General features: G+C 47.3%; 19 protein-coding genes. 14 read left to right on the top strand and 5 right to left on the bottom strand.

Going from position 1 to position 25,882, the window contains the following annotated elements; genetic code table 11:
- The first annotated feature begins 5 nt into the window (after positions 1–5).
- The 12 genes from BM367_RS11160 to lpdA all read left to right on the top strand — a co-directional run bounded on the left by BM367_RS11160 (position 6) and on the right by lpdA (position 17,608).
- Positions 6–890 (top strand): DUF3658 domain-containing protein, encoded by an 885-nt coding sequence (locus BM367_RS11160; RefSeq protein WP_177224214.1) that lies wholly within the window; start codon positions 6–8, stop codon positions 888–890.
- Positions 891–901: 11 nt separating this feature from the next.
- Positions 902–3,424: a DNA gyrase/topoisomerase IV subunit A gene (locus tag BM367_RS11155; protein ID WP_092460529.1), complete on the top strand. Its 2,523-nt coding sequence runs from the start codon at positions 902–904 to the stop codon at positions 3,422–3,424.
- A gap of 137 nt (positions 3,425–3,561) precedes the next feature.
- The gene (locus BM367_RS11150) at positions 3,562–4,437 is read left to right on the top strand and encodes an OmpA/MotB family protein (RefSeq protein WP_245759972.1); all 876 of its coding nucleotides are present in this window, start codon (positions 3,562–3,564) and stop codon (positions 4,435–4,437) included.
- Positions 4,434–5,603: a glycerate kinase family protein gene (locus BM367_RS11145; protein ID WP_092460526.1), complete on the top strand. Its 1,170-nt coding sequence runs from the start codon at positions 4,434–4,436 to the stop codon at positions 5,601–5,603. The genes BM367_RS11150 and BM367_RS11145 overlap by 4 nt, the downstream gene beginning before the upstream one ends.
- A gap of 68 nt (positions 5,604–5,671) precedes the next feature.
- Positions 5,672–6,286: a SatD family protein gene (locus BM367_RS11140; RefSeq protein WP_092460524.1), complete on the top strand. Its 615-nt coding sequence runs from the start codon at positions 5,672–5,674 to the stop codon at positions 6,284–6,286.
- Positions 6,286–7,008, top strand: a complete 723-nt coding sequence (locus BM367_RS11135; RefSeq protein ID WP_092460522.1) for a DUF3307 domain-containing protein — start codon at positions 6,286–6,288, stop codon at positions 7,006–7,008. The genes BM367_RS11140 and BM367_RS11135 overlap by 1 nt, the downstream gene beginning before the upstream one ends.
- Positions 7,009–7,019: 11 nt before the next feature.
- Positions 7,020–7,892 carry an NAD(P)-dependent oxidoreductase gene (locus BM367_RS11130; RefSeq protein ID WP_092460520.1) on the top strand — a complete coding sequence of 291 codons (873 nt, stop codon included), beginning with the start codon at positions 7,020–7,022 and terminating at the stop codon, positions 7,890–7,892.
- A 52-nt stretch (positions 7,893–7,944) separates the two neighbouring features.
- Complete coding sequence (gene rimO / locus BM367_RS11125; RefSeq protein ID WP_092460518.1) at positions 7,945–9,255, top strand: 30S ribosomal protein S12 methylthiotransferase RimO; 1,311 nt, start codon at positions 7,945–7,947, stop codon at positions 9,253–9,255.
- A gap of 25 nt (positions 9,256–9,280) precedes the next feature.
- A complete protein-coding gene (gene bshC, locus BM367_RS11120) occupies positions 9,281–10,876 on the top strand; it encodes a bacillithiol biosynthesis cysteine-adding enzyme BshC (RefSeq protein ID WP_092460516.1) in 1,596 nt (531 codons plus the stop codon).
- A 149-nt stretch (positions 10,877–11,025) separates the two neighbouring features.
- The gene (locus tag BM367_RS11115; RefSeq protein WP_092460514.1) at positions 11,026–13,830 is read left to right on the top strand and encodes a beta-mannosidase; all 2,805 of its coding nucleotides are present in this window, start codon (positions 11,026–11,028) and stop codon (positions 13,828–13,830) included.
- A 416-nt stretch (positions 13,831–14,246) separates the two neighbouring features.
- Positions 14,247–16,145 carry a menaquinone biosynthesis decarboxylase gene (locus BM367_RS11110; RefSeq protein ID WP_245759971.1) on the top strand — a complete coding sequence of 633 codons (1,899 nt, stop codon included), beginning with the start codon at positions 14,247–14,249 and terminating at the stop codon, positions 16,143–16,145.
- A 56-nt stretch (positions 16,146–16,201) separates the two neighbouring features.
- The gene (gene lpdA / locus BM367_RS11105; RefSeq protein WP_092460510.1) at positions 16,202–17,608 is read left to right on the top strand and encodes a dihydrolipoyl dehydrogenase; all 1,407 of its coding nucleotides are present in this window, start codon (positions 16,202–16,204) and stop codon (positions 17,606–17,608) included.
- A 68-nt stretch (positions 17,609–17,676) separates the two neighbouring features.
- Here the strand turns inward: lpdA and BM367_RS11100 are convergent, their stop codons facing one another.
- Genes BM367_RS11100 through BM367_RS11090 form a run of 3 tightly spaced genes read right to left on the bottom strand, consistent with a single transcriptional unit; the run spans position 17,677 to position 20,271 of the window.
- Positions 17,677–18,201: a DUF7935 family protein gene (locus tag BM367_RS11100; protein WP_092460508.1), complete on the bottom strand. Its 525-nt coding sequence runs from the start codon at positions 18,199–18,201 to the stop codon at positions 17,677–17,679.
- A gap of 25 nt (positions 18,202–18,226) precedes the next feature.
- Positions 18,227–19,174, bottom strand: coding sequence for a tRNA epoxyqueuosine(34) reductase QueG (queG, locus tag BM367_RS11095; RefSeq protein WP_092460506.1), 948 nt, complete (start codon positions 19,172–19,174; stop codon positions 18,227–18,229).
- Positions 19,171–20,271, bottom strand: coding sequence for a serine hydrolase domain-containing protein (locus BM367_RS11090; protein ID WP_177224213.1), 1,101 nt, complete (start codon positions 20,269–20,271; stop codon positions 19,171–19,173). Before BM367_RS11090 ends, queG begins: the two co-directional genes overlap by 4 nt.
- A 79-nt stretch (positions 20,272–20,350) precedes the next feature.
- Here BM367_RS11090 and clpB point away from each other — a divergent pair, with 79 nt between their 5' ends.
- Positions 20,351–23,005, top strand: coding sequence for an ATP-dependent chaperone ClpB (gene clpB / locus BM367_RS11085; protein WP_092460503.1), 2,655 nt, complete (start codon positions 20,351–20,353; stop codon positions 23,003–23,005).
- Between the two features lie 190 nt (positions 23,006–23,195).
- Positions 23,196–23,402 carry a hypothetical protein gene (locus BM367_RS11080; protein WP_092460501.1) on the top strand — a complete coding sequence of 69 codons (207 nt, stop codon included), beginning with the start codon at positions 23,196–23,198 and terminating at the stop codon, positions 23,400–23,402.
- A gap of 220 nt (positions 23,403–23,622) precedes the next feature.
- Here the strand turns inward: BM367_RS11080 and BM367_RS11075 are convergent, their stop codons facing one another.
- A complete protein-coding gene (locus BM367_RS11075; protein ID WP_092460500.1) occupies positions 23,623–23,850 on the bottom strand; it encodes a DUF3606 domain-containing protein in 228 nt (75 codons plus the stop codon).
- A 307-nt stretch (positions 23,851–24,157) separates the two neighbouring features.
- Positions 24,158–25,795 (bottom strand): glycoside hydrolase family 28 protein, encoded by a 1,638-nt coding sequence (locus tag BM367_RS11070; RefSeq protein WP_092460498.1) that lies wholly within the window; start codon positions 25,793–25,795, stop codon positions 24,158–24,160.
- Between the last annotated feature and the right edge of the window lie 87 nt (positions 25,796–25,882).

The raw sequence follows: 25,882 nt of genomic DNA, 5'->3' as shown, positions 1-25,882 counted from the left end.
TTGTTATGGTTGAAACTGAAACTGTAATCAAAGTGGAACGTATCATACATGTGTTATTCGATCCTGATGCGGTCAGATTCCTCCAACAGGCATTTGATTTAGATCCAACCCTGCGTGATGATATTCTGGTGTTGGAAGATGATTATCGGTATGGCCCAGTCATCACTGCTTCCTATGAATGGGAAACCAGAAAACAATGGTTGAAAAATCATTTGTTTATCCAAGAAGAAGACGACAATAAGGCTGTTTTTCAGGAAGGAAGTCTGCGCCGACAGCTCAGGGAAAATATGGAAGCAGATGATCAGTTGCATGTATGGATCTGGATGACCCATCATCTCCGGGAGGTTTGCGGCTATTTTTCGCTGCTGCCCTGGGTAAGCGATTTTGATCAGCGCGTGGAATTGATTTTTTTGCATAACCTTCCTTTTTTGAATGAAAAATTTCAGGTTTTCTTTCCCGAAAAACTTTCACAAATTCCTGCAAGAGAATACCCCAAAGCCAAACGATTGGCTACACCTCTTTCATCTGAAGAAATGATGGCCGACAAAGAAGAATGGCAAAAATTACAACAACAAGAGAGCTTGTTGCGAAAATCAGCAGGCGAAAGAAAATGTGCATCAATTACAGTGGATAGTTATGATGAAACATTGTTGAAATGTTGCAATACAGATTGGATGAAATTATCCAGATTGCTATCTATCTTTCGCCAACGATCTGGAATAGATATCGGAGATGAATTCTGGATATGGCGATTGAAACAACTGCATGCATCTGGATTGATAGAAATGCAAGGAGAATGGCATCAGAAACCCTTGATACGTATCGCAGGCGGCGAACAACCGGCTGCACAGGTAAATGATTTATCTGCTGATCAGATGCAAAATGAGTAAATAAGCAAACCATGAGCGAGGAAAAAACATTTCAACAAAATCAGGAAGAAACTTTGCACAACATAACGGCAGTAAGTGGATTGTATGAAAACTGGTTTCTGGATTATGCTTCCTACGTGATTCTGGAGCGCGCTGTGCCTGCTATTGAAGACGGATTGAAACCCGTGCAGCGACGCATATTGCATGCCATGAAGGAAATGGATGATGGCCGGTTTAATAAAGTGGCTAATATCATCGGTCAGTCCATGCAATACCATCCGCACGGCGACGCATCTATCGCAGAAGCCATCGTGAATCTGGGACAAAAAAATTTACTGATTGAAACACAGGGAAACTGGGGCGATATACGCACAGGCGACGAAGCTGCTGCTCCGAGATACATAGAAGCCCGGCTTTCCAAATTTGCGCTGGAAGTGGCTTTTAATCCCAAGACCACTACCTGGCAGCTGAGTTACGATGGGAGAAAGTATGAGCCTCTTACCTTGCCCATGAAGTTTCCGCTGCTGCTGGCGCAAGGCGTGGAAGGCATTGCTGTGGGGCTGTCAACACGTATCCTGCCTCATAATTTTTGTGAAATCATTGATGCAGCAATCGCTTATCTTAAAAACAAACCTTTTCAGCTATATCCTGATTTTCCAACAGGAGATATGGTTGATGTAAGCCAATACCAGGACGGCAAACGAGGTGGTCGTGTAAAAGTACGTGTACACATCGAAGAAAAAGATAAAAAAACATTAATCATCCGCGATGTTCCTTATGGCATAACCACTACACAACTGATTGATTCCATCATCAAAGCCAACGATGCAGGAAAAATCAAAATCAAAAAAGTGGTTGATAATACGGCCAAAGATGTTGAAATTGAAATCCAGCTCGCACCGGGCGTTTCACCTGAAGTTACCATAGATGCCCTGTATGCATTTACCGATTGTGAAATCAGCATTTCACCCAATGCATGTGTCATCATTGACGATAAACCTCATTTTGTAAGCATCAGCGATATCCTGAAATACAATGTAAACTACACCCGTTCATTGCTCCAAAAAGAACTTGAAATCAAATTGCAGGAACTGGAAGATGAATGGCATTTTGCAAGTCTGGAAAAAATATTTATAGAAAAACGGATTTATCGTGATATTGAAAATGCAGAAAGCTGGGAAGAGGTGCTGGAAACCATCAGAAATGGGCTGCAGCCTTATCTGCATGTTTTGCATCGCCCGGTTTCAGATAACGATATTGTAAAATTAACCGAAATCAAAATTAAACGCATTTCCAAATACGATCTTAACAAAGCCGAAGAAGATATCAGGCAGATCGAACAACACATTGAGGAAACCCAATACAATCTGAATCATCTTACCGAATTCACCATTCAATATTTTGAAAATCTGAAAAAGAAATATGGCAAAGGCCGTGAGCGGTTAACGGAAATTCGCGTATTTGATACCATCCAGGCTACAGCTGTGGCCATGGCCAACACCAAACTTTATATGCAACGGGAAGAAGGATTCATTGGCACATCGTTGAAAAAAGAAGAATTTGTATGCGATTGTTCGGATCTGGATCAGATTATCGTATTCCGAAAGGATGGATACATGCTGGTAACCCGTGTGAGTGAGAAAACTTTTGTAGGCCGGCAAATACTTTACGCTGGTGTATTTCATAAAGATGAAAAAACTATTTACCACATGATTTACACCGATTTGGATTCGGGCATCACCTACGCCAAACGCTTCCAGGTAGGTGGTATTACATTAAACAAAGAATATGCGTTGGGTAAATCTACACGTACACGCGTACACTATTTTTCTGCCAATCCGAATGGTGAAACGGAAATCGTACAAATCACCTTAAGCCCTTCATGCTCTGCCAGAAAGAAAGTGTTTGAATTCAATTTTGCTGATCTGGATGTGAAAAACCGCCAGGCACAAGGCAATCAGGTAACCCGTTATCCCATAAAAACAGTGAAGATAAAAGAAAAATCAGCCGGCATCATTCAGGCTGAACAGCGGTGGTATGATCCCGAAATAGGGCGCCTGAATACAGAAGGCAAAGGGCAATTGCTGGGAAATTTTTATCCAGATGATAAAATTTTAATCATCTATAAAAATGGAACGTATGAGCTGAATGATATTGCCCTTACCCATCGCTACGATCCGCATACAGTAATGCTAATTGAAAAATTTGATCCAGCAAAAACAATCACTGCAATTTATTATGACGGTGAAAAAGACGCCTGTTTTGCAAAACGTTTTCACATTGAAACGCAAAGTGAAGACACTGTATTTTCATTCATAAGGGAACATCCGAATTCTGTTTTGCTGCTGGCAACGACAGATCCATCACCCATAGCATCCATGATTACCGGCAAACGCAGATCCGAAGCCCGGCAGCAACGCATACAACTGGCATCCGCAATAGCTGTTACCGGATGGAAAGCAGTAGGAACCAAAATTTGTGAAGGCAAGCCTGCTGAAATCCATTGGGAAAAACAGGATGATACAGGAATTAAAGAACAGGCCAGCTTGTTTTGAAACAAATATTCATCCAACAGAAGATAATATGCCAATGAAAACAAATGCCTGATAAAAGAGGTATGGGTTAAAGTTTTTAAGCAGCATCGGATATTAGCCTGTATTTTGCTATCTTCATGCGAAATTGTGATGCATCTATGAACAGCAGATGGATTCCGGTGATCATTTGGATAAGCCTGGTGGCGGGTGGCTGTGTGTCGCAGAAGAAATATGTAGAGGCGCGCCTGCATGTAGCTAACCTGCTACAAGACAGTCTGCAGCTGAGTCGTCAGTTGCAGATATGCAATGATACGGTAGCTGGCCTTCGCAACCAGCTGGCAGATGTCAACGATCAGCTGCAGCGCTATATTCAGGCCGCTGCCATGGAAATCAGCAACAAACAAAAACAAATCCAGTCATCACAAGCACTTATTCAGCAGCAACAGCAAAGATTAGCCGAACAGCAACAGCAGCTTGTCCACCTGCAACAGGTGCTTCGCCAGCAACATGCCCTGATGGACAGCATCCGGAATTCCATTGCCCGTGCGCTGATGGGCTTCAAATCTGATGAACTGAGTGTGCAAATGAAAAATGGAAAGGTATATGTGTCGCTGCAGGAAAAATTGCTCTTCAAGTCAGGAAGTGCAGTAGTCGAACCCAAAGGGGTGGAAGCGCTTGCCAGGCTGGCTCAGGTGCTGAACGAACATCCCGATCTGGACATTGACATAGAAGGGCATACCGATTCCATTCCCATCCATGGCCGGTATCCGGATAACTGGGCATTGAGTCTGGCACGGGCTGCTTCGGTAACCCGCATTTTGATCAACGACTATCATGTAAGCCCGCTGCATATCACGGCTTCGGGGCGCAGCTGGTATGATCCGGTGGATACCAACAGTACACCGGAGGGTCGCGCCCGCAACCGACGTACCGAAATCATCATCACACCCAAGCTGGACGAGCTTTTCCGGCTTATTGAGCAAAATGCAGAACCTCCTGCTGTCGCTCCGGATACAGGAAGCCTTTCACCATGAACATTTTGGTTGCCTGCAACAGTTTCAAGCACAGCCTGTCGGCTGTTGAAGCCACAAAATCCATCGCACGCGGCCTGCACCAGGCGGGTCTGTCTGCCCAACAGATTCAGCTTTTCCCGGTAGCCGACGGTGGCGACTTTACAGCCGATACCTTGCAATTTCATCTGGGAGGGCGGCGTTACAAAGTGCGCTGCCACGATCCCCTGATGCGCCCAATCCATGCCCGCTGGCTATGGCTGCACGAGCAGCGAGCAGCTATGGTAGAAATGGCTGCAGCTTCGGGCCTCCGCCTGTTGCAACCTGATGAACTGAATCCCCTTCAGGCAAATACATTCGGCACCGGCGAGCTGATACTGGCCGCCTTAAACAGGCATCCCCGTGAAATACTCATCGGCGTAGGTGGCAGTGCAACCGTCGACGGAGGTACCGGCCTGCTTATGGCATTGGGTGCTGTTTTCCTGGATCGTCAGGGTAAAGTGCTAACCCGCCTGCCCACGCAGCTACACCGCCTGCACCGCATTGATGACCGGGCACTGGAACCGTTGCACAACACCCTGCAATGGAAAGTGCTGTGCGATGTGGAAATTCCTTTGCTGGGACCCCAGGGCACGGTGGCCCGTTATGCCCCGCAAAAAGGCGCTACACCCGCTATGATGGCCCGTCTGGAAGAAGCTTTACACCGCTTTGCAGAAGTTACGCTCCAACAAACCGGCATTTCACTGTTGCGACATCCTGGAGCCGGCGCTGCTGGCGGCGTGGCCGGAGGCCTGCATGCCTGGCTGGGAGCCACCCTGCTGCCCGGAGCCGATTTTTTCCTCAAATACACGAATATGGATCAAGCCCTGATGTACGCCGATCTCGTCATCACCGGCGAAGGAAAACTCGACGCCCAGACCCTCGATGGCAAAGCTCCGCTCGCGGTAGCCCAACAGGCACATGCTCGCCATCTTCCCGTCGTTGCCCTTGCCGGCGAAATTCCTCACCATATTCCACCCAGCCTGCAACAACATTTCGATGTCATTTTTTCCATTGTCAACGGCCCCGGCTCTTTGGCAGACCATATAGCTGCTACCCGCCAGCATCTTTTCCGCACCGGCACGCAAATAGGCCGTTTCCTGCAAGCAGGATTATCTTTTTCTCAGCCCCATCATTCCACAAAAAAGTGATGATTTCATTTATGCCGTTTTAATGGAATAAAATGTAGCATGCCGGAAATTCGGTTTATATTTGACCAATGGTCGCAGTCATTACAGGCGATGTGGTTCATTCCCGAAAATTATCGCCGGCTTTGTGGATGCAGCAACTGAAAGATGCGCTTTCCACAGCAGGCCGTTCACCGGAAAATTGGGAAATATTCCGGGGCGACAGCTTTCAGCTGATGCTGCAGGAGCCAGCACGCGCTTTCCGGATGGCTATTTATCTCAAAGCCTGCATCAAAATGTTGAAACAACTGGATGTGCGAATGGCCATTGGCCTGGGTGAAGTGGAATATTTGGGAGAGCGGATTACAGAAAGCAATGGTACCGCTTTTACCCATTCGGGGCAGCGATTTGAAAACCTGAAAGAAGACAAACAATTGCTGGGCATAAAAAGTCCGGATCCAGAGTTCGATACAGAAATGAATCTCTACTTCCGGCTGTGTGGCATAGCCATGGATCACTGGACCAGCAAAGCAGCCGAAGTGGTGAAGTTATCCCTTGAATTCCCGGAGGCTTCGCAGGAAGAGCTTGGGAAAAAATTGCATATTCAGCAACATGCCGTGAGCAAAAGGCTGAAAACAGCGTATTTTCAGGAAATCATGGAGGTTGAACGGCGTTTTCGGGAAAGAATACAAAAGTGTTTTAGCTGATGTTGTTTATCCGGCTTTTAATTGCACATTGGATAGGAGATTTCTTCTTGCAGCCTTCACGTTGGGTAAAGGCCAGAGATGAGCACGGCTGGAAGGCTCCGCAACTATACGTACACCTGTTCTTGCATATCTTGCTTGCCTGGCTGCTGAGCTACAGGCTGGATTTCTGGCCATGGGCCATAGGCGTAGGAATGGTGCATGGGCTTATTGACACGGGAAAATATTTCGCTAAACGCAGCCTGCATATGCCGGAAGGAGGATTGTTTTTGGCCGACCAGCTCCTGCACATCCTCAGCTTGTGGATAGCTGCTCGTTGGTACCTGCATCAGCCCTGGTTCGAATCCGGATGGATCACCCCATCCCTGTTCGTCTGGATAGCAGCCTTGCTGTTTCTTACCCTGCCTTGCTCCATGCTGATACGCGTATGGATTGCCCGCTGGACGCCCCAGGTGCGCGACAAAGCATCCCTGCTGCATGCCGGGCAATGGATCGGTATGCTGGAAAGGATCCTGATCTTATGGTTTGTGGTATTAGGTCAATGGCAGGGTGTGGGATTTTTGTTTGCAGCCAAATCCATCTTCCGGTTTGGTGATTTGAAAGATGCACACGACCGGCAGCTCACAGAATATGTGATGGTGGGAACCCTGCTGAGTTTCACGCTGGCTATTGCCATCGGTTTGCTGGCTGCGCATATATTGCAGAATATCAACAGAATCATTTAAAACCAAAAGCTATGGATCATAAAACGATAGGATTTATTGGCGCAGGACATCTGGCACAACCGCTCATTCAGCATCTGATAGATGCTGGTTACCGGTTGTATTTGTACAACCGCACGGTTTCTAAGTTAGAGGCTTTTCGGCACCAGGCACATATCTGCCATTCGGTATCTGAACTATGCAAACAGGTGCAGATAGTCATTTCGCTGATAGCCGATGATCATGCGCTGGCACAACTGAACCCGGATATTGTGAGCCATTTACCGGAAAATGGCATACACGTTTCCATGAGCACCGTTTCTCCGCAACTCATCCGGCAATTGCATCAGGATTACGTGTCAAAACAACGCATCCTGTTGTCGGCTCCCATTATGGGCAGGCCTGAAGCCGCCCGTGCCAAAGCCATCCACATCTGCATATCCGGAGATGCCGCTGCTAAAAAGCAAATAGAGCCTGTTCTCCGGGATATGGGTGCCAGGCAAATTTTTGATTATGGCGAAAACCCCATGCATGCCAATGTGGCTAAGCTGGGAATAAATTTTTTGCTGGCAGCCGCTATGGAAGCCATGGCCGAAGCGTATCATCTGGTAGAATCCTATCAGCTGGATGCCGGACAATTTTACCAGATGATCACCAGCACCCTGTTCAGTTGCCCGGCCTATCAGGGATACGGAAAGCTGATCTTGCAACAAAACTTTGACGATGCCCAGTTTTCCGTACGCCTGGGACTGAAAGATGTAAACCTGGTGCGGCAAGCCGCTGCTGCACAGCAAATCAGCATGCCCCTGACCGAAACAGTTGCCCGTCATCTTCAACAAGCCATGGAAAACGGATGGGCTGAAAAAGACTGGAGTGCCTTTACCACCTTTGCCCGTGAAAAAGCGTAAAGACGGGTTTACGGCAAATGATTGGTACCTTTGCATCACAATTGCGCAAAGCTTGAAAACAAAAACTTTCCGGCCGAACAAGGTAAACATCATCACCCTGGGATGTGCCAAAAACCTGGTAGATAGTGAAGTGCTCAGCGCACAGCTGCGTGCCAACGATATTGCCGTGTCGCACGAAAGCCACAAATCCGACCATGAAGTAGTGATCATCAATACCTGCGGCTTCATCGAAAAAGCCAAAGCCGAATCCATTCAAACCATCCTGGAACAGGTAGAGCGAAAGAAAAGAGGTAAGGTAGAGCGGGTAATCGTAACCGGATGCCTGAGTGCGCGCTATCAGCAGGAACTGGCCGATGAGATACCGGAAGTGGACGCATGGTTCGGTACCGAGCCTTACCGCGAAGTGCTGCAGCTGCTGCAGGCCGATTACAAGCAGGAGCTCATCGGAGAACGCCTCCTAAGCACGCCCAAACACTATGCTTATCTAAAAATCAGCGAAGGATGTAATCGCACCTGTGCCTTTTGTGCCATCCCCCTGATGCGCGGTAAGCACGTGTCACGCCCTATGGAGGAGATTGTGCTGGAAGCCCGCAAACTGGCTGAAAAAGGAGTCAAAGAACTGATTCTGATCGCTCAGGAACTGACCTATTACGGCCTGGATCTTTACAAAAAACGCATGCTGGCTACCTTGCTCGATAAGCTCTCCGATATACCCGATATTCAGTGGATTCGCCTGCATTATGCCTATCCAGCCCAATTCCCGATGGATGTGCTGGAGATTATGCAACGCCAGAGCAAAATCTGCAAATACCTGGATATTCCGCTGCAGCACATCAGCGATCCTATCCTGCAGGCTATGCACCGGCAAACAGATCGACGATATATTGAACAGCTCATTTACGCTATTCGAGAAAAAGTTCCTGAAATCTGCCTGCGTACCACATTCATCGTAGGATTTCCCGGCGAAACGCTTCAGCACGTGGAAGAACTGATAGCCTTTATGGAACAGGTGCGTTTTGATCGGGTGGGTGTATTTACCTATTCACATGAAGAAAATACCCGTGCTTTTGCTCTGCGGGATGAAATTCCTCAGCAAGAAAAAGAACGACGGGCCGAAATGCTGATGGATTGCCAGCGAGAAATTTCCTACCAAAAAAATCAGGCCCGCATCGGCCAGGTGATGAAGGTGATGGTCGATCGCCGGGAGGCTGGGCACTATGTTGGGCGAACGGAATTTGATTCTCCCGAAGTCGATAACGAAGTAATCATTCATACCGATACAAAACTTCGTGCGGGTGACCTGGTGCAGGTACGCATTGACCGGGCGTATGACTACGATCTCGAAGGCGAGCTTGTCTCTTAACCGGAGCTAAAAAGATATTTCATTCATGGATTGTCAGATTCAGCATGTTCCTTACGACGCAACCGGATACTTCTCATCCATTATACTCGACTATTTGCATGAGCAGACCCATCTTCAGCCCTTTTATCAATACAGCCCACACCAAACCGATTTTCTTTCCATCATCCGGCAACGCAAGCAATTTCCTTTTTACCGGGATCTGCTTGCAGATGAATTGCTTGCTCAATATGCCAATATACCGCTGCACAAAAAGGTAAAGGAAAACATCACTTTGCTGCGTGATGAGTGGACCTTTACCGTATGCACGGCCCATCAGCCCAATTTGTTTACCGGATATCTGTATGTGATCTACAAAATCATTCATGCCATCAGGCTTGCAGAAACATTGAATGAACGGTATCCGGATTATCATTTCGTGCCGGTATATTTTATGGGCAGTGAAGACAATGACCTGGAAGAATTGAGCACCTTGTATCTCGAAGGTCGCTACCTGCGTTGGCAAACCCACCAGAAGGGGGCAGTAGGGCGCATGAAACCGGAAGGTCTGGATGAAATGATAAATGAAATAGCCGGGCTGTTGCCCCCTACACCCTATGCACAGGAACTCATGCAGCTGTTCCGGGAAGCTTATCTAAAACACAACGATATCCAGACGGCAACTCTATATCTGTGCAATGCCTTGTTTGGTGAATATGGTTTGGTGATTTTCATGCCGGATAGGCCGGCTTTCAAAAGGGCCATGATACCCGTTTTCGAGGAAGAATTGCTGCAACAAACTACCTATCAGATCGTACAACAAACCATTCATGCATTATCCCAGCTCCATACCGTGCAGGCACATCCCCGTGAAATAAATCTGTTTTATCTCGATGAACAGGTACGCGAACGAATCATAAGAAACGGTACTACCTGGAAAGTATTAAACACCCAAATAAGCTGGGATGAAACCGCATTAAAGAAGTGGATACACGAACATCCCGAACAAATCAGTCCAAATGTAATGCTGCGTGGCCTGATGCAGGAAAAACTATTGCCCAATCTTGCATTTATCGGTGGGGGAGGTGAGCTGGCTTACTGGCTCGAATTGAAAGATTTGTTTGCACATTTTGATGTGCACTATCCGCTGCTGATGTTGCGTTCGTCATGGTTATGGATTCCGGAAAAAACCTATCGGCTCATGCAGCGCCTGCATATCGGTTGTGCAGATGTGTTTCAGCATCCGGATACCCTGATCCGGAAATATGTGATGCAGGAAGCCGGCGCACAAATCAGCCTGCATGCTTATCACGCACAGGTGAATGAAATTTTTCAGCAAATCATCCAACAAGCAGGTGCTATTGACAGCACGCTGATTGCTTCGGCAAAAGCTGCCCAGGTACGTACACAACATTTGCTGGAAAACCTGGAACTGAAAATGCTTCGCGCACAGAAACGAAAAATGCACATCCAGACAGCCCAAATCCAGCGCATACATCAACAATTGTTTCCTGATAATCATCTGCAGGAAAGAATTGAAAATTTCTCATCCTATTATGCCTGGTATGGCCGTGATTGGATAACTGCTTTGCATAAACATCTTGACCCATTGCTCCAGGCTTTTACGGTAGCTGTTTACAACTAACACATTTCTTCATTTCTGGTTTCTGAGCTATGGCCACCTGATGGGTAAGCACGGGCTCCATACTTTTTTATCCTGATGTTTGCTTTTTTTATCCATTTCGGTGCAATTGCCAAAAGCGTGTATAATTTTACCGCCATATTCTGGAAATCATGCGATTCAGGTATTTTCATCGAACTATTGTATTGGGTTGTCTGCAGTTGATTTCAGCATTTACACAGGCTGTATTTGCTCAGTCTTCTGCTGTTGGACAAGTAATGCTTTCGCATTTTCAAATGCTTTCCGCAGAAGTGGCCGGTTATGACGGTGCCTCTCTCTCGCAACCTTCCTTTGTGGCGCGCGATTATTGGTTCCCGGCGGTGGTACCCGGCACCGTGCTCACCACACTGGTCAAAAACCATGTGTATCCTGATCCGCATGTGGGCCTGAACAACATGCTCATTCCCGATGCCAATGATTCATTTAACCTGCAATATGGACTTTCGAAATACAGCTACCTGCCGCACGTATCCAATCCCTGGAAAAAGCCATACTGGTATCGCACGGTGTTTGAAGTACCGAAATCCCGGTCGGAACAGCGGGTGCAGCTGATTTTCAAGGGTATAAACTACCGCGCTGCAGTATGGCTGAATGGTCGGCAGATCGCCGATTCTGCTACGATGGTAGGCATGTTTGCCGAATATGCATTTGATGTGACGGATCAGATTCGTTTTGGTGAAAAAAATGCACTCGCAGTTGAAATCTTTCCGCTTGATGATCCAGGCATGCCATCTCATCCTCAATTGCAGGCTCTGGGCGATTTTTATCTCAACGGTGGGCCCACAGGAGATATTGGGAAAAATGTTACCATGTTGTGTTCGGTGGGGTGGGACTGGATTCCGGAAGTACACGACCGCAATATGGGAATCTGGCAACCGGTTTATCTGCGTTTTACCGGGCCTGCTGTTATTCAGCATCCGCAAATCATCACGGAGTTGCCCGATCTTCCGGACACCAGCACCGCAACGATTGCCTTGCATTTGACCCTTTGCAACCTGCAGTCGCACCCAGTAGAAGGTAAGCTGATAGCTACTTTCAGCGGAGAAGGATTTGAAAGCAAACCCATTGAGATCATAAAATCCGTTCGATTAAGTCCACGGGCCAATCTTGCGGTGAGCCTGGATTCCCGTCAATTCCGTGAACTAATCTGGAAGCATCCACATCTGTGGTGGCCCAATGGCTATGGGAAGCCAAATTTATACCGCATCAGGTTGCGTTTGATAACGGGTGATGGACGGATTTCTGATGATACCACATTTCTGTTTGGGGTACGTAGCGTGAGCTCACGAGTAACCATGGTTGATAACTGGCCACGAAGGGATTTTTATGTTAACGGCAGGCGAATAGCCATTACCGGCGGCGCCTGGGTACCCGATATGATGCTGCAGGAAGATTCGCTTCGCTTTGATCGCTCGCTGAGATTGTGCCGCGATGCTCATCTGAACCTGATCCGCATCTGGGGCGGGGGAGTGGCTCCTCCGGATGTTTTCTTTGAAATAGCTGATCGTTACGGGCTGCTGGTGTGGCAGGACTTCTGGATTACTGGCGATACCCAGGGCGAATTCAAGGGCTCACCCGATTGGCCGGTGCAGGGCGATGTGTTTATCCGAAATGTCATCAGTACGATTTTACGGCTGCGCAATCATCCCAGCCTGCTGGTATGGACAGGCGGTAACGAAGGCCATGCCCGTAAAGAATTGTATGATGCGATGCGCCAGGCAGTTGCCACGCTTGACGGAACCCGACCCTTCATTCCCAGCTCTTCCGGCTTTGCCAGGCTGCCTGCCGGCTGGGCTGCTTCCTGGCCAGATAACCAGCCTGCCGGCGTATACAGCGGTGGGCCCTACACCTGGCAAAAACCAGAACATTATTTTGCACTGGCCGATCAGGGAAAAGACTGGGTGTTTAAGGATGAAACCGGCATCCCTTCCCAGCCACCTTATGCTACCTTGCACAAGATCATTCCCGATCTGGTACCCGATACCGCCTTGCCTTTTCCGCTGAATAACACCTGGGGCTACCATGATGCCTGCACAGGAAACGGACATTATGAAACCTACCTGCAAGAGATGATTAACCGTTATGGTGCTCCCACAAGCATGGAAGATTACAGTAACAAAATGCAGTTGATGAATGCCGAAGCTTACCGGGCTATCTTCGAATCGGTGGGACATCTGCTGAACGACCGCGGAGGCGTGATGCTCTGGAAACTCAATGCAGCCTTTCCCAGTGTTATCTGGCAAATATTTGACTGGTATCTGGAGCCCAACGCCGGTTATTATTTTATTCAATCAGCCTGTGCACCTCTCCATCTCCAGTTCAACCCGGATGATAGTACCATTACCCTTGTCAATCGCACCTATCATGCTCATACCCTGCAGGCTCGCATCCAGTGGTTTGATAGCACCGGTAACATGATAAAAACTGAAACCACAAGCATACAAGTTGCTCCATCATCCGTTACACCTTTAGACAAACGCTTCATGTATCGGCCTGCAAAAAACAGCATCACATTCCTGCATCTTTCCCTTATGAATGCCGAAGGGAAACTGCTGGATGAAAATACATACTGGATGAGCCCCACGGGACAATTCAACGGATTTCATGCACTCCAACCTTCAAGCCTGCACATCCATTTGCTCCACAAACAAATCAAACAAAACCGGTTATGGATAAGTTTCCGGATTCATAATACAGGCTCTTCCCTGGCTTTTTTCATTCACAACCAGCTCACAGATGCACAAACAGGAGCAGAATTTTTGCCTGCCTACTGGTCGGCTAACTATTTCTCTCTGGCTCCGGGTGAAAGCCGCATCATTACCGTGCAATATGATTTACAGGCTTTATCACCGACCTCTGCATTGAAATGGATTGTAAAAGGATGGAATACAGATTCGATTGAAATGATATTTCATTAAAATCAATCCAACCTAAAAATTCGCCTGAAGGAAAATGCACGCAGATAGGCTGCGTACCGGGTGTATAGGTTGCAGGCTTTTAAGATCCAAAACCTATTTGCCTATGTCTTTGCCGTCTGTTTCTTCACCCTATCTGCATTGTGAACGATGTGAGAAGGCCTTTTCGATCCATGAACGCTATAAACTTACGAAAATGATGTGCATTTGCAGGCATCACAGTTATCGGCTTTGTTATGCCTGCAAACATCAGGTTTGCTCGTGTGGCGGAGCCATGCTTGAAAAATGGTTATGGGCTGAATCCGAGTATCCCGGTTATTGCATTCAGGCGTACGTGCCCACCGGTTGGATTGAAGTTTAGGTTACACAGCATAAAATGCCGCAGGAGGGAATCGTATCTTTGTAAAAAGTAAAAACGCATGATGGCTTACCGCAGCCTCCGGGCTTTTGTAGAACGGTTGGAGCAGGCCCGCGAACTGGTACGCATCCGGACGTATGTAAATCCCAGGCTGGAAATTGCCGAAATCACAGACCGCATGTGCAAATCACCCGGCGGAGGGAAAGCCCTGCTTTTCGAAAATACCGGATATGATTTTCCTGTGCTGATCAACGCCATGGGCAGCTATCGACGCATGTGTATGGCGCTGGGAGTGGATAATCTGGACGATATCGGCCGGGAGATGGAATCACTGTTCAAAGAATTAGCCTTACCCAAAGGGTCACTGATAGAAAAATTAACTCTTCTGCCGACCCTTGGCAAGCTGGCATCATGGATGCCGGTGAGCAGGAAAGGACGCGGGGCCTGCCAGGAGGTAGTTATGGAAGAGCCCGATCTGCACCGGCTGCCTATCCTTACCTGTTGGCCAAAAGACGGCGGGCCTTTTATCACATTGCCCATTATCCATACCAAAGATCCGGACACCGGCATCCGCAATGTAGGCATGTATCGCATGCAGGTTTTCACCAAAGACATGACCGGCATGCATTGGCATAAACACAAAGTATCGGCCCGCCATTACCAGGCCTACAAAGCCAAAGGCTTGAAAATGCCGGTAGCCGTGGCTCTGGGTGGCGATCCCGTATATACCTACGCCGCTACAGCCCCTTTGCCCGATAATGTGGATGAGTATATGTTAGCGGGTTTTATTCGGAAAAAAAGGGTGGAACTGGTGAAATGTCTCACCCAGGATATAGAGGTGCCTGCCGATGTGGATATTGTGATTGAAGGATATGTTGACCCTGCGGAAGACCCAATCTGGGAAGGCCCCTTTGGCGACCATACAGGCTATTATTCATTGCCCGACTGGTATCCGCGTTTTCATGTTACCTGCATCACCCACCGCAAAAATGCAATATATCCGGCTACTATTGTGGGCATACCTCCTCAGGAAGATGCCTGGATTGGCAAAGCCACCGAACGCATATTCATTGTGCCCATCAAAATGACCCTGCTGCCCGAAGTGGAAGACATGGATATGCCTATTGAGGGGGTATTTCACAACCTCACCATAGTTAAAATCCGCAAACAATTTCCCGGACACGCCCAGAAAGTCATGAATGCCATGTGGGGAGCAGGGCAGATGATGTTCAATAAGATGCTGATCATCGTGGATGAAGAGGTGGATATTCATGACTATGAAACCCTTGCCCGGCATGCTTTTGCCCACATACGTCCCGAGCGGGATATTTACTTCAGCCAGGGACCTATGGATGTGCTGGATCATGCCTGCAGCAAACCCGGTATAGGCGGCAAAATGTGCATAGATGCCACCCGCAAATGGGAAGAAGAAATAGATATCGAAACCCATGAAACCTGTCAGCCCGACGCCTTGCCTGAGCTGCATCAGTTGCAGCAACGGTTTCCGGAGATTCGGGACGTCAATGTTTCCTTGCTGCATCGGCAGATTCCCTGCGTATTGATCGCTATTCGTAAAAACCGCAAAGGACATATTGCCGAATTACATGCTGCCTGTGCCCAGATCTTTGCCCAAGCGGGTGTGAAAATGATTTTATATGCCGAACATACCGTAGATGTGCAGGACCTGGCCGTTGCCTTGTGGCGTATTTCCAATAACCTGGATCCCAGACGCGATCATTACATGGCTGCAGGGATCATAGGCCTGGATGGTACTATCAAAACCCGCGAATTTGACGGCTTTCAGCGCGACTGGCCCAACATCATCGTTTCCGATCTGCAAACCATTCAGGCTGTGGATGCCAAATGGGAATCCCTGGGTATAGGCCCTTTTATTCCTTCTCCATCCCTTCGGTTCCGCGACCAGTTGTATGGTGAGGAAGCAGTCGCGCATCCGTCCTGAAGCTTTAGCCATTTCTTTTTACCTTTGAAGCCTCATTCCTTCAAAAACAATGAATTATGGCTTATGATCTGATTGTTATCGGCAGCGGTCCGGGTGGCTACGTAGCCGCAATACGAGCTGCACAACTGGGATTTAAAACGGCTATCGTGGAACGTGAATCCCTGGGCGGTATCTGCCTGAACTGGGGATGCATCCCCACAAAAGCCCTGCTGAAAAGTGCACAGGTCATGGAATATGCCCTGCACGCAGCTGATTACGGCATAAAGGTGGAACAGGCCAAACCCGATTTTCCGGCTATGATCAAGCGCAGCCGAGCTGTAGCCGATAAAATGAGCAAAGGCGTTCAGTTTCTGATGCGCAAAAACAAAATTGATGTCATCCAGGGCACAGCCAAGCTTGTTGCAAAAGGCAAAATCAGCGTAACCGATACCAGCGGCAAATCCACCACCTACGAAGCCCGGCATATTATTATTGCCACGGGCGGCCGCAGCAAGGAATTACCCAATCTGAAAATCGATCATAAAAAAATAATTGGCTATCGCGAAGCCATGGTTTTGCCCGAACAACCAGCTTCCATGATCATCGTTGGCTCGGGCGCGATCGGCGTAGAATTTGGTTATTTCTACAACAGCATCGGCACCAAAGTAACGATTGTGGAATTTTTGCCGCGTATTGTACCCAACGAGGATGAAGATATTTCCCGCGAACTGGAAAAAATTTTCCGCAAAAAAGGCATGCAAATCTATACCAGCTCAGAAGTTACAGGGGTTGATACTTCGGGCAAAGGCGTGAAAGCCACTGTCAAAACGCCGCAAGGCAACATTACCCTGGAAGCTGATGTGGTGCTTAGCGCCGTGGGTATCGTAGCCAATGTGGAAAACATCGGTTTGGAAACATTGGGTATCAAAACAGAAAAAGGAAAAATTGCGGTAGATACTTATTACCAAACCAATGTACCCGGTATTTACGCCATCGGCGACTGCATTCCGGGACCAGCTCTGGCTCATGTAGCTTCCAAAGAAGGTATTGTATGTGTGGAACACATTGCCTATCAGGAGAAAAAATATGCCCGCAAGCCTGAACCCATTGATTATCACAATATCCCTGGCTGTACCTATTGTTCACCGGAAATTGCTTCGGTAGGCTATACCGAAAAAGCTGCCCGGGAAGCCGGTTATGAAGTGAAGGTGGGTAAATTTCCGCTTTCTGCCTCCGGTAAGGCTACAGCCGCCGGTGCCAACGAAGGATTCATCAAGGTGGTGTTCGATGCCAAATACGGCGAATGGCTGGGTACCCACATGATTGGCTACAATGTAACGGAAATCATTGCCGAAACAGTAGTGGCACGTAAACTGGAAACCACCTATCACGAAGTGCTGGATTCCATCCATCCGCATCCCACCATCAGCGAATCCGTCAAAGATGCCATCGAAGTGGCCTACGGCGAAGCCATTCACCTGTAAAGAGAATTCCTAATGTTGAACGAAGGGTATATGCAACCAGCATATACCCTTCCTGTTTCAAGATGGACTTACATCAGTTTCCTGGCTTCTTTTCTCAGTACGTCGAGCGCTACCTGCAAGGGTGAAGGCTGTTGCTGCAGATAATGCGAAAGCATTTGCTTGCACAAATCCGCGCTGCGGGCTTCTGCAGGAAGCTGACCCATGAGTAGATTCAGCTGGCTGATCATGTATTCCTTGGCATGCACCACCGCATCCCATGCCACCTGGGAAACATAAATCTGCTGACTTACATTATGTGCAAATTCTTCCCGGATATCCTGAACCATCAATGCATATAACTCAGCCGCCGGTAAATCAATTTTTCCTAAGCGATATACCAATTGCTCCGGCGATATGCGTTCCATAAAAACCACCAGGCGTTCATAAGCCTGCAACTGGAGGGGCAGGGTAATCGACGATCTGCCTGCATCCGGAGTGGCTGTTTGAGGAACATTTGTTTTCTTTTTCTTCATCCAATAATCCCGGACAAAGGAAAACAAAATTGCCACAAAACCAATGGCAATCAAAATCTCCAGCAATGTCAGCGATTGCATCTTACACCCAATATTTTCAGCCTATTCAAAAATTGGTTTGATTCTTTTTTATCAATCGGATATTGCGTTGCAGTCCTTCCCATCCTGCACGTTTCAACGGAGTATGACCAAATAGTTCCACAAATTTTTCTTCGGTTAATTGTTCCCATTCCTGTGTGGAAAAATCAAGGATCTCGGGAACTGGCTCCAGATCAGCTTCCTGGCTTACACGACTAAAACGGTTCCAGGGGCATACATCCTGGCAGATATCACATCCGAAAATCCAATCCTTCCATTTGCCTTCAGCTTCCTGCGGATAGATATGGGCTTTCAGTTCAATGGTGTAATAAGAGATACAACGACTGGCATCAATGATTTTATCCGGCAAAATAGCCTGCGTAGGACATGCATCGATGCAGCGGGTACAGGTTCCGCAATAATCTTTGGCAAACGGATCGTCGTACACCAGTTCCAGATCGGTAATCAGGGTGGCAATAAAAAGAAAAGAACCTTGTTGCCGGGTGATGAGATTGCCGTTTTTTCCCACCCATCCCAGGCCAGAACGTACAGCCCAGGCGCGTTCCAACACTGGCGCACTGTCCACAAATCCACGCCCCTGTATCTTACCGATCTGTTCCTGCAAACTTTTCAGCAATTGCTTGAGTTTCTTTTTGATGACCCGATGATAATCCCTGCCATAGGCATATTTTGAAATCCGGTAACTATCGGCTCTCTGCTTGCGTGCCGGGAAATAATTCATCAACAGGGTGATCACAGATTGAGCTCCAGGCACCAGTTTTCGCGGATCAATCCGCAAATCAAAATACCGCTCCATATAAACCATGGTGCCATGATAACCTTTGTTTAGCCATTTTTCCAGCCTCCTGGCATCTTCATCTAATGTAGCTGCACGGGCAATCCCACAATAATCAAATCCAAGCTTTCGGGACAGCTGCTTCACAAGGGCCGTATGTCTGGCTGCTACCGGGTTCATGGTATTTCATTCACACTTAAGATACCTTCATGCTGTTGTGATTGTTCCAGTAAGCCTGTGCGTGACGGAAAAAGCTGATTGATAGCTTGACGAATACTCCAATCGGCCTGCATGACGTCTTCGAAATCCAGCCGAAGGGTGAAGATAATGCCTATCAACTGACGTGAAATATCATAAAAAGGATAACTTCCGAAAAGACCGGGACTGCTGACCGACAAGGGTTGATGGTCTCTATCTTCAGCTTCTACCCATTCTCCCAGCCCATAAAACCATTGCTGATGAATAGCTCCTTCAACCGGAGAATATCTGATGGGGATGTTCACAATCTGATTGCGCTGCATTTCTTGCAGGGCTTTTTCACTTAAAATTCGGTGACCCTGATAAACTCCTTTATTGGCAATCATTTCCAGAAAATGCAACAAATCCAGGGGGCAGGAATAGACACCACCGGCCAGTTCCGGATTGGCTGGTCGCGCGAAAGATGTGTGCTGCATGCCGCAGGGACGAGCAATACGTTCTTCAAAGTTCTCTACAAAGCTTTTCCCCGATACCACTTCAATGACCCGTCCGGCAATCTGCAAGCCGAAAGGACTATAATAAAAAGCCTGGCCAGGTTCAGCTTCCAGCGGAACCTGCTGGCTAATCTGTTGCACACATGCGGCCAGGGTATTAGTACGCCGGTAAATGCGCCGGAAAGCAGGTGTGGCAAAATAACCGGTCGTGTGCCTGAGACAATCGCGGATCGTGATCCGGCTTTTCAAACCCTTGTTGAATGCGGGTAAATATTTGCCCACCGGATCATCCAGTGCAATTTTTCCTTCATCTACAAAAGTCATGATCAACGCCGTACTTAACCATTTGCTTACAGAAGCCACTGGCAATGTAGTCTCCCTATTGTACCCGCCCAATGAATCCTGATACACAAGATGCCCATTTTGTTCAAGCACCACATAAATCCGACCTTTATATACACGCTGATGAGCCAAAATAATCTTGTTTAATTCAGGATAAGCAGCTTGTGCTCCAGCATCAAAAACCAGAAAAATTAACAGACTGCACACAAGTAAGCTGAAATTCAGGCAGGAAAAAGATCGCATGGATGACATGATTTCCGGATCAGACAGGATGGAGTCAAATTTGATACGCTAAGGTAAATTTTCCTTAAAAAATTGACGTATGAATTTAAATGAATTCACCATTAAGTCGCAGGAAACCATTCAAAGGGCTCAACAGCTGGCTTTTGAAGCACACAATCCGGCTATTGAAACCGGGCATCTGCTAAAAGCCCTGCTGGATGAGAATCCTGATACAATGGAATATTTGTTGAAAAAAAATGAAGTAAACCTAACCTACCTGCAGTCAAGGCTGAATGAAATTCTGAAACGATATGCCAGATTGGAATCAGGCGAAGGTGGACAAACCATCAGCCGCGACATGAACAATGTGCTGTTGCGTGCTTCTTCACTTGCAAAAGAATTTAAGGATGAATTTGTGAGTGTGGAACACCTGCTGCTTGCATTGCTGATGGGTAATGACGATATTGCAAAGCTGCTGAAAGATGCCGGCATGACTGAAAAAGGCCTCCGTGCTGCTATTGCTGACCTGCGAAAGGGGAGTACGGTAAGCAGCCAGACGGCCGAATCACAATTTCATGCCTTGCAGAAATATGCCCGTAACCTGAATGAGCTGGCCGCAGCCGGTAAGCTCGATCCGGTTATCGGTCGCGATGAAGAAATCCGCCGTACCCTGCATATTCTTTCCCGCCGTACCAAAAACAACCCCATCCTGGTAGGTGAGCCGGGTGTGGGGAAAACGGCTATTGTGGAAGGCCTGGCCCATCGCATCATCAATGGCGACGTGCCGGAAAACCTGAAAACCAAAGTGATTTATGCCCTCGACATGGGGGCCCTCATGGCCGGCGCTAAATACCGGGGTGAATTTGAGGAACGCCTGAAAGCCGTGATCAAAGAAGTTACCGAAAGCAATGGCGAAGTGATTCTCTTTATCGATGAAATCCATACGCTGGTGGGTGCCGGAGCCATGGAGGGTGCTATGGATGCAGCCAATATCATGAAACCTGCTCTTGCACGGGGTGAGCTTCGTGCCATTGGCGCTACAACCCTGAATGAATACCAGAAATACTTTGAGCGCGACAAAGCCCTCGAAAGGCGTTTCCAGAAGGTGATGATTGATGAACCGAGTGTGGAAGACGCCATATCCATCCTCCGCGGTCTGAAAGATCGCTATGAAACGCATCATCATGTGCGGATCAAAGATGAAGCCATCATAGCAGCCGTGGAGCTTTCTCACCGGTATATTACCGACAGGTTTTTGCCCGATAAAGCCATTGACCTGATAGATGAAGCAGCCGCAAAGCTGCGGCTGGAAATGAATTCCATGCCTGAAGAGCTTGATGAACTGGAGAGAAAAATCCGCCAACTGGAAATTGAAAGAGAAGCTATCAAACGAGAAAACGATCAAACCAAACTGGAAGAACTGAATCGTGAAATCTCAGAATTGTCTGAACAACGCAATGCCTTAAAAGCCAAATGGCAGCAAGAAAAAGAGATTGTAGATAAAATTCAGGCTGCCAAGGCAATGATTGAAAATTTGAAAATAGAAGCTGAACAGGCCGAAAGGAACGGAGACTATGGCCGTGTGGCTGAAATCCGCTACGGTCGCATCCGGGAGCAGGAAAATTTGGTAAAAAAATATACCGAAGAGCTGGAAAAATTATCGGCTGATAAACGCCTGCTAAAGGAAGAAGTAGATGCAGAAGATGTTGCAGAAATCGTGTCCAAAGCCACCGGCATACCCGTAACCCGTATGATGCAAAGTGAAAAGGAAAAACTGCTGCATCTGGAAGATGAATTGCATAAACGAGTAGTAGGACAGGATGAAGCCATCGAGGCTGTGGCGAATGCCATCCGCAGAAGCCGCGCCGGCCTGCAGGATGAGCGCAGGCCCATTGGTTCGTTCATCTTCCTGGGTACCACCGGCGTGGGTAAAACGGAATTGGCCAAAGCCCTGGCTGAATGCCTGTTTGATGATGAGCGGATGATGACGCGTATCGACATGAGTGAATACCAGGAAAAACATACGGTGAGCCGGCTTATAGGCGCTCCTCCCGGCTATGTGGGTTATGAAGAAGGCGGGCAGCTTACAGAAGCCGTTCGTCGCAAACCCTACTCCGTGATTCTGTTAGATGAAATCGAGAAAGCACATCCCGACGTATGGAATATCTTGCTTCAGGTGCTCGATGATGGCCGGCTAACCGATAACAAAGGCCGGGTCGTGAATTTCAAAAATACCATCATCATCATGACCAGCAACCTGGGCAGCCATATCATCCAGGAAAACTTCAATCAGCTTACAGATGATAACAAGGAAGAAATTGTGGAACGCACCAAGGCTGAAGTGATGGCTCTGCTGCGTCAGACCATTCGGCCTGAATTTCTGAACCGGATTGATGAAATCATCCTGTTCCAGCCTTTGATGAAAGAGCAAATCCGCGAAATTGTCAACATCCAGCTCAGACACCTGCAGGAACAAATGAGTAAAAATGGCTATCAGGTTGACTTCACTGACTATCTGATCGATTACCTGGCCGTCGCCGGCTACGATCCGCAATTTGGAGCCAGGCCGCTCAAACGGGTTATTCAGAAAGAAATCGTCAACCCCTTAAGCAAGAAAATCATAGCCGGTGAGATCGAAAAAAACCAGCCTGTGCTGATTGATGTTTTCGATGGGGTAGTGGTGTTCCGTACCAATCATCATGCCTCGTCAACAGAATCCGTCGCAGACCTGCTCAATACGAGTAGTTTGCGCTAAACCGCCATAGCAGCCACTTTATCTCATTTAAATGTAGAACCCCGCCCAAAGGCGGGGTTTTTTATACCCTTAACCGAAGTTTTACAGATAACGAAAAAAATTTTTGAAAAAATATTTGAAAATATCATTTCATTACATATCTTTAACCTGTCATTTGAGACAAAATTGTTATATAACCAAACCATGGCCTATGAAAAACCAGCTCCATTGGATATTAGTTCCTATTCTGATTATTTTCTCCCCTCTCATAAGCTGGAATGATATTCATCTCCCGGGAACGGGCTGGATGCCTATTCCCGTAGATGATGAACCTTATGACCATATCCGGAAAAACCCCTTTACAGGTGCTGTTGCCTGTCAAAGACAACCTGTAAGGAGAAGAATGTGGGCTTTCTGATTGAGGGGAAGGCTCATGATTAAAGGGTTACTGAACACCCGGTATAATTCTTTATACCGGGCTATTTTAACCTAAAACCGGCAAAATAAAAGAGACTTCGATATTCACAAGTCGGTGAAAGATAATTGTTCCCGGATATTCACGAAACAAACTACGCTTCCACCTGTTTTAACCTGTGCACCTAAAAATGAGGCCAGTTCGTGTGCCTCATTTTTATTTATCATACAAATCGGGGAGAAGACGGCGCTGTAAATTCCCGGTTGGGATGCCGGCAGATATATTTTTCTACTTCCGCCACCATCGCAGAACCTACCAACTGAATCGTTGCCTGCAGCTCCTCCAGGGTCATATGATATCGTTCAAGCCAGTAAGCAGCTGTCAGCGGGTCATCGAGCTGAATTCGCGCCCCGTCGCGCGAAGCCGATAATGATACGGTATTCCTTTCCATAACCGTAAGATTTAAAAACGTAAGAAAATAAACTTCCGGTGGTGGGCTGAGAAGGAGTGCCTGGCTGAATGAACTTTATTCCTTATATCAAAGTTAAATAGTTCGATTTATGAAATAATCAACCTTGAAATAAAATTTTTCTGAAAATTCAGATTGCGTAAGGATTACACAATTATCACCCTTGATTAGATTCATGAAAAGCAAAATGAAAAACAATCCTGCGCAACAATAAAAAGTGCGACGCAAGAATGGGCAAATGCGAATCAGAAAAGAATCAGAAAAGAAAATGCATTTTCCTGGATAATTCCTATTCGCGAATCAATACCTGTTCGGATTTGTGTTGATCAAGTACCACAGCCCCCTCGGGCAGGCGGGCAGGTATGCGGATGTGCCTGCTTGCCGGGCCAGAAATAATCAGCTGTGCGGAAGCCTGTGATGAAAAGGTAAGGCCTGTCAGATCAATTTCATCTGCATTCCACAGTTTTACCAATGGCATGTTCGCGGGTTTCATTTCCACATTTCTGAAAGCTATATTCTTTGCATAGGCCAGCTGCACACCCTGATTGGTTTGCATGTGCATGTCCGTAAAAAATATACGTTCAACCGGCATTTCAGGGAGACCTCTTATCACAACGGCTGATGCAGCACCATTTACCTGTATATCACTCAAATGGAAATCGGTGAAATGGGGTGTTTCGGGCGTAACAGGCTGTGCTGCAGTATCAGCTGCAGATGATTGCTCATAATAAGTATCAAACAATACCGCTTCATTTGCAATATTGTGCATGTAAATGCGATCTATGTAAATATCACGCACCCATCCGCCACTGCCACGGCGACTTTTCACGCGTATGCCGATATCGGTATTGATGAAATCACAATTGGTTACATAAATATTTTTGATACCACCATCTGTATTGCTACCAATCACAAATCCGCCGTGGCCGTGATACACGATACAATCGGCAATCAGCACATTTTGCAAGGCTGCTGATGAATCGGCATACCGGCTGGGACTGGATTTCATGCAAATACCATCATCACCTGCATTGACCGTACAACGATAAATAATAACATTCTTCCCTCCGCTGATATCAATGCCATCACCATTTTGCGCCCACCATTCGTTGTTTACCTTCACATCTTTGATCATGACCTGTTCACAATAATTAGGATAGAGTGCAAACTTGGGTGAATTTTTCAGCGTTACGCCTTCAATCCATACATTTTTGCAACGCACCAGCCACACCATATAAGGTCGCAGGTAATCGCGTGCCGGCAAAAAATCGGCAGCAGTAGGCTTTTTTCCGGATTGTTTTAATTGCTTCAGATATTGTTCACCATCACGCGCTTCAGCACTGGGCCACCAGATTTTTCCATTATCACTGAGTACACCCCCTTTCTGCAGAAGGGCTTTCCATTGTGCAGCTGTAAGCTTTTCTTTTTTCACTGGTCGCCAGCTATCACCCGAACCATCTATGATGCCTTCGCCTGTAATGGCTACATCTTCCAGGTCAAATCCAGCAATGGGCGAGGCCACGACAAAAGACGATGAACGAGGAGGCTGGATGATGGGATACTGGCTATGATCCGGAGTGAACAACAGAATAGCCCCCCTGTCCAGATGAAGCTCTATATGGCTGCGCAGCTCTATAGGTCCTGTCAGCCATAATCCGGGCGGAATCACAACCACACCTCCACCCGCTGCCGCACAGGTATCAATAGCCTGCTGGATAAACTTTGTATTCAACGTCTGCCCGTCGGGTTTTGCCCCAAACTGCACGATATTGAAAATCCGATCCGGTATATCCGGCTTTTCCCACAATGTAAAAGGGAATGGAGCTGCGTGAACATAATCTGCAAGTGTGCGCTCATGCACGTTTGGCTGAGTATATCCCACAGCGTAAATACTTACCAGGCAGGCCAGCAGGAGATGATGTTTCATACTTATATCCTTTTATGCAATGGATTTCAAAACTAAACAAATGTGCTGAATTTTTCGGCCGGATTAACTATTTGTTTTCGATTCTGA

It is taken from the genome of Thermoflavifilum thermophilum (assembly GCF_900116565.1).
In the GTDB taxonomy this organism is placed as follows: domain Bacteria; phylum Bacteroidota; class Bacteroidia; order Chitinophagales; family Chitinophagaceae; genus Thermoflavifilum; species Thermoflavifilum thermophilum.
This window is presented reverse-complemented; position numbering and strand designations above follow the sequence as displayed.